The 8,365-nt window shown below is 36.5% G+C and carries 6 protein-coding genes; 3 read left to right on the top strand and 3 right to left on the bottom strand.

The window, feature by feature from the left end:
• Nucleotides 1–79: 79 nt before the first annotated feature.
• From PF272_RS12085 to PF272_RS12075, 3 genes are read right to left on the bottom strand one after another with little or no spacing between them, the layout of a single operon-like run.
• Nucleotides 80–2,557: a DEAD/DEAH box helicase gene (locus PF272_RS12085; RefSeq protein WP_271142946.1), complete on the bottom strand. Its 2,478-nt coding sequence runs from the start codon at nucleotides 2,555–2,557 to the stop codon at nucleotides 80–82.
• Nucleotides 2,547–4,064 (bottom strand): Eco57I restriction-modification methylase domain-containing protein, encoded by a 1,518-nt coding sequence (locus PF272_RS12080; protein WP_271142945.1) that lies wholly within the window; start codon nucleotides 4,062–4,064, stop codon nucleotides 2,547–2,549. Before PF272_RS12080 ends, PF272_RS12085 begins: the two co-directional genes overlap by 11 nt.
• Nucleotides 4,039–4,797 carry a DNA methyltransferase family protein gene (locus tag PF272_RS12075; protein ID WP_271142944.1) on the bottom strand — a complete coding sequence of 253 codons (759 nt, stop codon included), beginning with the start codon at nucleotides 4,795–4,797 and terminating at the stop codon, nucleotides 4,039–4,041. Before PF272_RS12075 ends, PF272_RS12080 begins: the two co-directional genes overlap by 26 nt.
• 81 nt (nucleotides 4,798–4,878) lie before the next feature.
• On the opposite strand from PF272_RS12075, the gene PF272_RS12070 reads away from it, so the two are divergent.
• From PF272_RS12070 to PF272_RS12060, 3 genes are all read left to right on the top strand, one after another.
• Nucleotides 4,879–5,373 carry a hypothetical protein gene (locus tag PF272_RS12070; RefSeq protein WP_271142943.1) on the top strand — a complete coding sequence of 165 codons (495 nt, stop codon included), beginning with the start codon at nucleotides 4,879–4,881 and terminating at the stop codon, nucleotides 5,371–5,373.
• 80 nt (nucleotides 5,374–5,453) lie between these two features.
• Entirely contained in the window at nucleotides 5,454–7,742 is a 2,289-nt protein-coding gene (locus PF272_RS12065; RefSeq protein WP_271142942.1) for a Tex family protein, read from the top strand.
• Nucleotides 7,743–7,933: 191 nt separating this feature from the next.
• Entirely contained in the window at nucleotides 7,934–8,326 is a 393-nt protein-coding gene (locus tag PF272_RS12060) for a hypothetical protein (protein WP_271142941.1), read from the top strand.
• Nucleotides 8,327–8,365 lie beyond the last annotated feature (39 nt).

The following is an 8,365-nucleotide window of genomic DNA, read 5'->3' as shown; positions in this document are numbered from 1 at the left end:
TTTAGTGGATCACTACAAACCTCTAGAGGTATGTCTAGAGGTTTGTCAACAGTCTGAGGCTTATCTATAGATAAGCCTATTACAAATCTAAATATTCTGTTTTTGTAATTACTGTATCATAACCACCAACAAAGTTTTCTTTGTGCTTTCTAATTCCTGTATATTCTAAACTTGCATCTTCATAACGCTTAAATTTATAGACAGCATCATTCATTTGCGACTGATTAAAGACATTTAAATTCACTAATAGTTGAAAATCTCTTTGTGTCAAACCTGTTACTGATAAAAAAAGATCAGGTTCAAGTTCCTCTATTACTTCTCTCAAGCTATGTTCCCGCAAATCTGTTAAATACATAAATACAGGAACACGTGTTGCAAATTTGATTAACTTTTCTTGAATCTTCTTACGTAATGATAGCCTTTCTTTCTCATCTTCGTTGATTTCCTTTTTCTCCGCTACAGTTAAATCACGATTCTCTTCAATCGCTTTTTTCTTTTTTTCTTTTACTGATTCTGTGCGATTGATGATAGTAGCAATATCTTGATTAAGAGAGCGAAACCCCTCTATTTTTTGTAAAGCTGCCATCGCTTCTGGGCTATTCCGTAAACGATCTAATGTTTCATTATCTACATTAACAAGCATTGCACTTTCCCAGCGACGTGCAAGTAATGTTGCTGTTATTCCACTCAGGGTATAATCCAAAATATCTGTTGCTTCAAATTTCTTCATTGAACCACCGTCATAAGATAAGACAGGTAAAAAATGAATAAACTCTGCAACTTGTTTTTCTGGGTTATCCTCTTTTGGATTTAAACGTGTGCTATATTCACTAATCTGTGATAAAGCACGGTTTAATGCAAAATCAAACACATAACAATAATCTTTAATCACAACATCTTGTTGACTATCATTACGCATCGTCCAAGGAGTTTGTACGCGAAAAGCGGCTTGGAAATACGTTTCGGGACTTTTTAAATTACATAACATAAAGATACCAGACCATTCTGGAATTGATATCCCAGTCAATAATTTGCCACAGCTTAATGTAATGCTTTTAGTTGCTAATGGTCGTTCACCAATTGCTTTACGCACTGGTGGTAAGGCATTTTCCCCAATACCTGCCTGACTTCCAGCTGCCACAACCACAGTGTAGTCATGATAAAACTGATTTTGTAGTTGAGCTAATAAATTACGCATCGCAAAACAAGAAGCCACAGAAGGTAAAAACCATACTGTATGTAATAAATTTCCTAACAAACTCACATCACTATAAGGCATTGGTGGTTTTTCCATACCTGTATAAGATAACTGTTGTTCACCACCATAACGTAACCAATTCAACCATTGTTGTACTTCATTAATATGCTTAAATTGAGCTTGCTCGCCTTCACCAGTTGCTGCAAAAAATTCATTGAGATCAAACTCATTGTTTTCTCCTTTTTCAGCAATATAGCGTAAATCTTCTGACATTTGATATGTCATCATCACCATTTTTGGTAATGCCAAATAAGGGTTATTCGGTTTATTTCCCCAATCAATTTTAGCTTGCTGTTCATCTGAATAAGTCCAACTAAAGATCTGCTCTTCAATAAATTCCCCATCATTTAACGCTCGAAATGGAGTACCAGATAAATAAAGATAATGGTAAGGCGTTAGGCTTAATAAATCTTCTTCTAAATCAACAGTTTCACCGATTTCAAGTGATAACTCGCCATCATCGAATTGATCTTTGGTTTTATCTCGCCATGCACCATAATGGTATTCATCAAACACCACACAATCCCAATTAATCTCATAAATCCAGCGATGTTGTTTCTTAATACCACCCTTTGCTGTTCTACCGTGCAAATCCTGTAAAGATAAAAAACAAATTAGCGGTTTGTTTAAGTTTTCACTTTGTTGCTTAATGGCTAGAGCTTGTTCAATATTGTCTTTATGCACAAACTGCCAATCAATGAAATCAGTATGCTGTTGTAAATCCTCTTGCCATGCTGTTTTAACCGCTGGTTTAAAAGTTAAAATTAAGACTCTTCGCCATTGCATTTCTTTAACTAATTGATATGTTGCGAATGTCTTACCAAACCGCATTTTTGCATTCCAAAGGAATTTTGGATCTTTATTCTTATTTTTAGGATCTAATTTAAATGAAGTGAAATATTCAGCGGTTCTCTTAACAGCCGTGCGTTGTTCTGGACGCATCGCAAAATCGAATATACGATTTTTTACTGGAGAAATTCGATTACGCACCGCAACAATCGCTTCTTTAACTTTAGTTACATCACAGGCAAACCATTCCCCTTCACTACGTCTAATCCCCATCTTGATCAACATTTGATGTATTTCGTGATCATTAAAGTAAGAACCATCATCACGTACTGCCAGTTCGTTTAATTCAATCTGATAGCTTTTGCTTGGAGTTTTTACAGGGTATTGTTCCGCAATGCGTTGCTCAACCTCTCTCTCGGTATAGCCCACTTTTAACATATTGGGGTAACGAATATCACTATACGCATAAATCTTGGGTTGTTGTAAAGGTAGTAAATAATTATTCGACATCAATGATCTCCATTGGGCGTACCATCGACTCAATAAAGGCAATTTCTTCTTCCGTTAAGCTATATTTTGTATAGAGTTTTTGATCATCCCAACGTTGGGAAAAATCTTGCATTGGAACAAATTGGTATGTATTTTTTGTTGCATGTTGAGTATTTTTTTTCAGAAAAACCATAAAACGAAAAAATTTAGTACATATATATGAAATAACATTCTCAGCAATTTCTTTTTTTTCAAATGGTCCAATTACAAGATAAGTTTCCGAACAACAGCTATTTGGTTCACCTAAGAATGGTTTATTTATAACTTGATATGGTGCCTCATTGCCCATCCCATAAGCATATGAAATAAATACCTTATGTAGATTAATCCAATCTTGATTCATTCTTACATCATCTCGACATATATAATTTACTTCTTTATTCGCATAAAATTTGACTGTGTTATCTTTGGTTCGTGCATAACCTTTAAAAGTAGTTGCAAAGCCAAACGGCTTTCTTGAACTAATTAACTGACTAAAATTATTTTCGTTAAATCCTAGAATTTTATGAAGAATATTTATCGCTTGATTATCGCGAATAAAAATTTCAAGATTTTTTTCTTGTAAATATCTGGTTGCTTGGGAAATAACCCGACCATTTTCATATGAAAATACAGTTGTCATTCCTGTTGTTCCTTTTTGCCAAAGGAAATAACAAATCCCTCCTTCAATAACTACTCCTGCAAAACAGTCTTGAGAATTTGGAAAATCATGTAATTCCCGAATTTGTTGGTCTTGTAACATTGTCATTCTAAATTCATCTAAGCCTTTACCACCTGCATACCAACGAGCAGGAATAATCATCACTAAATATTCAGGTTGTAATTTTTTTGCTTGTTCTACAAACTTTTGATAAATCGGTCTTGCACTTGCTTGTGCTCCGCCATCACTTAATTGATAAGGTGGATTCCCAATAATGACATCAAATTTCATATCTTTATATTGTTCAAAAAAAGGACTGTAAGAATGAATAAAATGATAAGCATGGCTTTCTAATGCTTCCCCACGCTCAAAAACCTCTTGGCTTGCACCACATTCAACACAACGCCCGCTCTGCCATTGATGTAGTAGCGAGGTATAAAAAATATTGCCATCTGCCTCTGCAAACGCCGTACACACCGAATATTCACCATTAGCATGTCGTGAACAATAAAGGCTACGCCGACTTAATTGGGCAGTTAATTCGGTAATACCAATACCAAAAATTTGTTTGGTAAAAATATGATTTAATCGCTCTTGTAAATCTGGAAAATGGCTTTCTAACCCTTTAATTAACCGTTTAGTGATTTCACGCAAAAAAACACCAGATTTGCTACAAGGATCAAGAAATGTTGTTGTTGGATCACTAAATAATTCTGGTGGCAATAAATCTAATAATTGGTTAGCTAATTGTGGTGAAGTAAACACTTCATCACTAGATAAATTAGCAATACAAGAGAGTACATCAGGGTTGTAAATTTGCTTGGACATTACGGAACTCTTCCTCATAAGTTTCACCAATTAGTAAAAAATGACAAAAACTTTCTTGATCCACAGAACGGTATGGATCAGATACTTTATTATTAGGCATGTTCCTTGCAGTAGCGGAATATTGCCCATCAACTAATCCCCAATATAGAAATTGATGACGTTTCACCTTGTATTCAATAAAACCCCAATGGGAAAACATAATGGCTTTTTTAGCATACGCTTGTTCTTCTGCAGAACCGATAATCGGTGATTTCAAACGTTCAGCAGCAACTTCCATTGTTAAGGCATTGCCATGCACAATATTGAGTGTTAACAAACACTCAATTGTTTTAATACATTCGGTTTTTATTGAGTCAGGAAATAGGCGTTGATATTCTTGTACAGCATAATCTAATAAACGCTGATGACAACGACGCACATTATCGGCTAATAATTCAATGCCATATAAACTACTCACCGCTAATACAAGATCTCGCTCATAAGAATATTGGGTAGGGACTTTTTTCCCTTTTGCTTTCTTTGGTGATTGGTAATTTTTTGCAGCAACCACTAATTTTCTGCGTAGGATTTCCAGCAAAAAGTTTCCCGTTCCACAAGCAGGCTCTAGAAAGGTTTTATCTAAAGATTCGGTTTGCGACTTAACTAAGTCCAACATTGCGTTGACTTCTCGTTCTTGAGTATAAACCTCTCCATAATCCGCAACACGTTGCTTTGAAACTATTTGTTTTCCCATTAAAACAAAAATCTATTTACTTATCATCATATAACAAAATCATTAACGTAACTATTTTTGATCAATATGTAATTTTTATCAATGCTAGTTACAATTTTTTATACGGTAATGATAGCTTTCGCAACTATGAAAAAAGACGAGAAAATATTTCATTACCAACATGATAAACAGCGTTTTGCGGATGCTCTAAAAAAAGGACTTATTGCCAAAGGCTATCAAGCTAGAGGAAATGTTCTCGAACGAGAATTCAATTTACGTTACCATGGCACACCTATTACTCCACATACCGCAGCAAAATGGCTGCGAGGTGAGAGTATTCCTCGCATAGATAAATTACGGACCTTGGCTGCTTGGTTGCGGTTAAACCTGACAGACCTAATATCTAAAGAAAAATTAGAAAGTTTAGAGGCAGGTGAGCTAAGAAAAATCAAAGTGCTAGATGAATATCAATGGGAAAATCTTGCTCAAAGCCAAGATAAAGTATTATTTAATCATTTCCTTGCATTGCCTGAAACACAGCGCAATGTAGTACGAGAAGTCATTATGGCGTTGTATAAACAACACTGTAAAAAATAAACACTACTGTTTCCCTTTCCATTTTTTATTATCACCGCCTATAATTGGGCGGTGATTTTTTAAGATAGAATGAAAAAGTGATGTTAAACCAAACTATTAGCCAAATTATTGCCGATGAACTGAATGTTCAAAGTAAACAAATTCTTGCCGCAATTACCTTATTAGATGAAGGAAATACCATTCCATTTATTGCTCGTTATCGTAAAGAGGTTACCGGCGGTTTAGATGATACACAACTACGTCATTTTGAAACACGTTTACTCTATTTACGTGAATTAGATGATCGCCGTCAGACCATTTTGAAATCAATTGAAGAACAAGGCAAATTGACTGATGAATTACGTCAAGCAATTGAAAATACGCAAAGTAAAACCGAATTAGAAGATCTCTATCTGCCTTATAAACCGAAACGTCGTACTCGTGGACAAACTGCGATTGAAGCAGGGCTAGAACCGCTTGCAGATCTCCTTTGGCATGAACCACATCACCACCCAGAAACCACAGCACAAGATTACATCAACGCAGACAAAGGTATTACTGACAGTAAAGCTGCTTTAGATGGTGCAAGATATATCTTAATGGAACGTTTTGCTGAAGATGCACAACTATTGGCAAAAGTACGTTCTTATCTCACTAATAATGCTGAAATTACTGCCAAAGTGATTGCAGGCAAAGAGGATGAAGGCGAAAAATTCCGCGACTATTTTGATCATCACGAATTACTGAAAAATGTGCCATCACACCGTGCGTTAGCGATGTTACGAGGTAGGAATGAAGGCATTCTTACATTATCGCTTAATGCTGATCCTGAACAAGAAGAAAATAGTGCTAGCTATTGTGAAGAGATTATCCGTCAGCACCTTAATATTCAATTCACAGGGCAACCTGCCGATAGTTGGCGACAACAAGTGATCTCCTGGACGTGGAAAATTAAAGTTGCCTTACATTTAGAAACAGAGTTAATGGCAGCATTGCGTGAACGTGCTGAAGAAGAGGCAATTAACGTCTTTGCCAAAAATCTGTTTGCACTATTAATGGCTGCTCCAGCGGGGGCTAAAAATACAATGGGATTAGATCCTGGTTTACGAACTGGTGTAAAAGTGGCAATCGTTGATAACACAGGAAAATTGCTGGATACCGCTACTATCTATCCGCATACCGGACAAGAAGCACAAGCTGCCGCAACACTTTATCAATTAGGGAAAAAATATCATGTTGATCTGATCGCCATTGGTAATGGTACGGCTTCTCGTGAAACTGAACGTTTTGTTGCGACTTTACTCAAAGCGAAGCCTGATTGGTCTGCACAAAAAGTGGTTGTTAGTGAAGCAGGCGCGTCTGTCTATTCTGCCTCTGAATTCGCTGCACAAGAATTCCCACAACTAGATGTATCTTTGCGTGGTGCAGTTTCAATTGCACGTCGTTTGCAAGACCCGCTTGCTGAACTCGTAAAAATTGAGCCAAAAGCAATTGGTGTAGGGCAATATCAACACGATGTCAATCAAGCACAATTAGCTCGTAAGTTAGATGCCGTGGTAGAGGATTGTGTAAATGCGGTAGGCGTGGATCTCAATACTGCGTCTGCGCCATTACTAGCGCGAGTAGCAGGAATGAGCAAAACATTAGCACAAAATATTGTCGCTTATCGTGATGAAAATGGGCGTTTTGCCGACCGTGAACAGTTGAAGAAAGTACCACGTTTAGGACCAAAAGCCTTTGAACAATGTGCTGGATTTATGCGAATTATTGATGGTAATAATCCTCTTGATGCATCTAGTGTGCACCCTGAAGCTTATCCTGTGGTAGAGAAAATTTTACAAGCAACCCATCAATCCCTTGCTGAATTAATGGGCAATACTTCTGCAATCCGTCAATTAAATGCGACTCAATTTACTGATGAACGTTTTGGTTTACCTACCGTGACTGACATTCTGAAAGAGCTAGAAAAACCAGGACGTGACCCACGTGGTGAATTTAAAACAGCAACTTTCTTAGAGGGTGTAGAACAAATTAGCGATCTGAAACCGGGTATGATCTTAGAAGGAACTGTGACTAATGTTACCAACTTCGGTGCTTTCGTCGATATTGGTGTGCATCAAGATGGCTTAGTACATATTTCATCATTGAGCGAAAAATTTGTTGAAGATCCGCACGATGTGGTAAAAACTGGCGATATTGTTAAAGTAAAAGTTTTAGAAGTTGACGTAGATCGTAAACGTATTGCCTTAACTATGCGTTTAAATGAACAAAGCGGTAAACCGCATTCTACAACGACTGAACCTAAAAATAGACCAGCAAAAAGATCCAATTTTCAGTCATCCTCTATGGGCAATGCTTTTGCTGATGCACTAAAAAATTGGAAACGTTAGGCTGACTCTAGACTAATCTTATGAATTATCCTCATTTTATCTAAGTATAAAGTGAGGATTTTTTGTTGTATTTTTGTTATCGAATATTTATTGAACAATTTATCCTTTCCATTTAAACTCACTATTGATCCTCAGCTATTTAAGGATATATATCAATCGCCTTTTTGTGCTAACTCTTAAGGAGAATAAAGATGAAAAATACTAAACAGCTCGTTGTTTCTATGGGATTTGCGATTCTTGTTACTCATACTGTAGTTTATGCTGCACAAGAAACTACTTTAACTACACCTACTCCTCACAAAAATGGCTTAACAATCGACCAAATTAATCAATCAATTCAAGATGCCTACAATGGTAAAGGTGAAGGGGCAAAAGCACTCGAAATGCAACAAAAAGCTTATAGTAATATTCACCAAGCAATTAGTAATGCAAAATTAACTACACCAGCCCAAGAAGAAATGAAAGCACTTTCGCCACAAGAACAGCAAGCTATCCAAAAAAGTATGGACGGTTGGACAGAAAGCCGAAAAAATCGTTGGAAACATAGTGGTGGGCGTGTTGATATCTTAGAGGATCAGAAATAATCCTATCCTTGTAAATAAAATGAGATAAAGGCATAAAAT

This window comes from Gallibacterium faecale, assembly GCF_027920745.1.
Classification (GTDB): Bacteria; Pseudomonadota; Gammaproteobacteria; order Enterobacterales; family Pasteurellaceae; genus Gallibacterium; species Gallibacterium faecale.
This window is presented reverse-complemented; position numbering and strand designations above follow the sequence as displayed.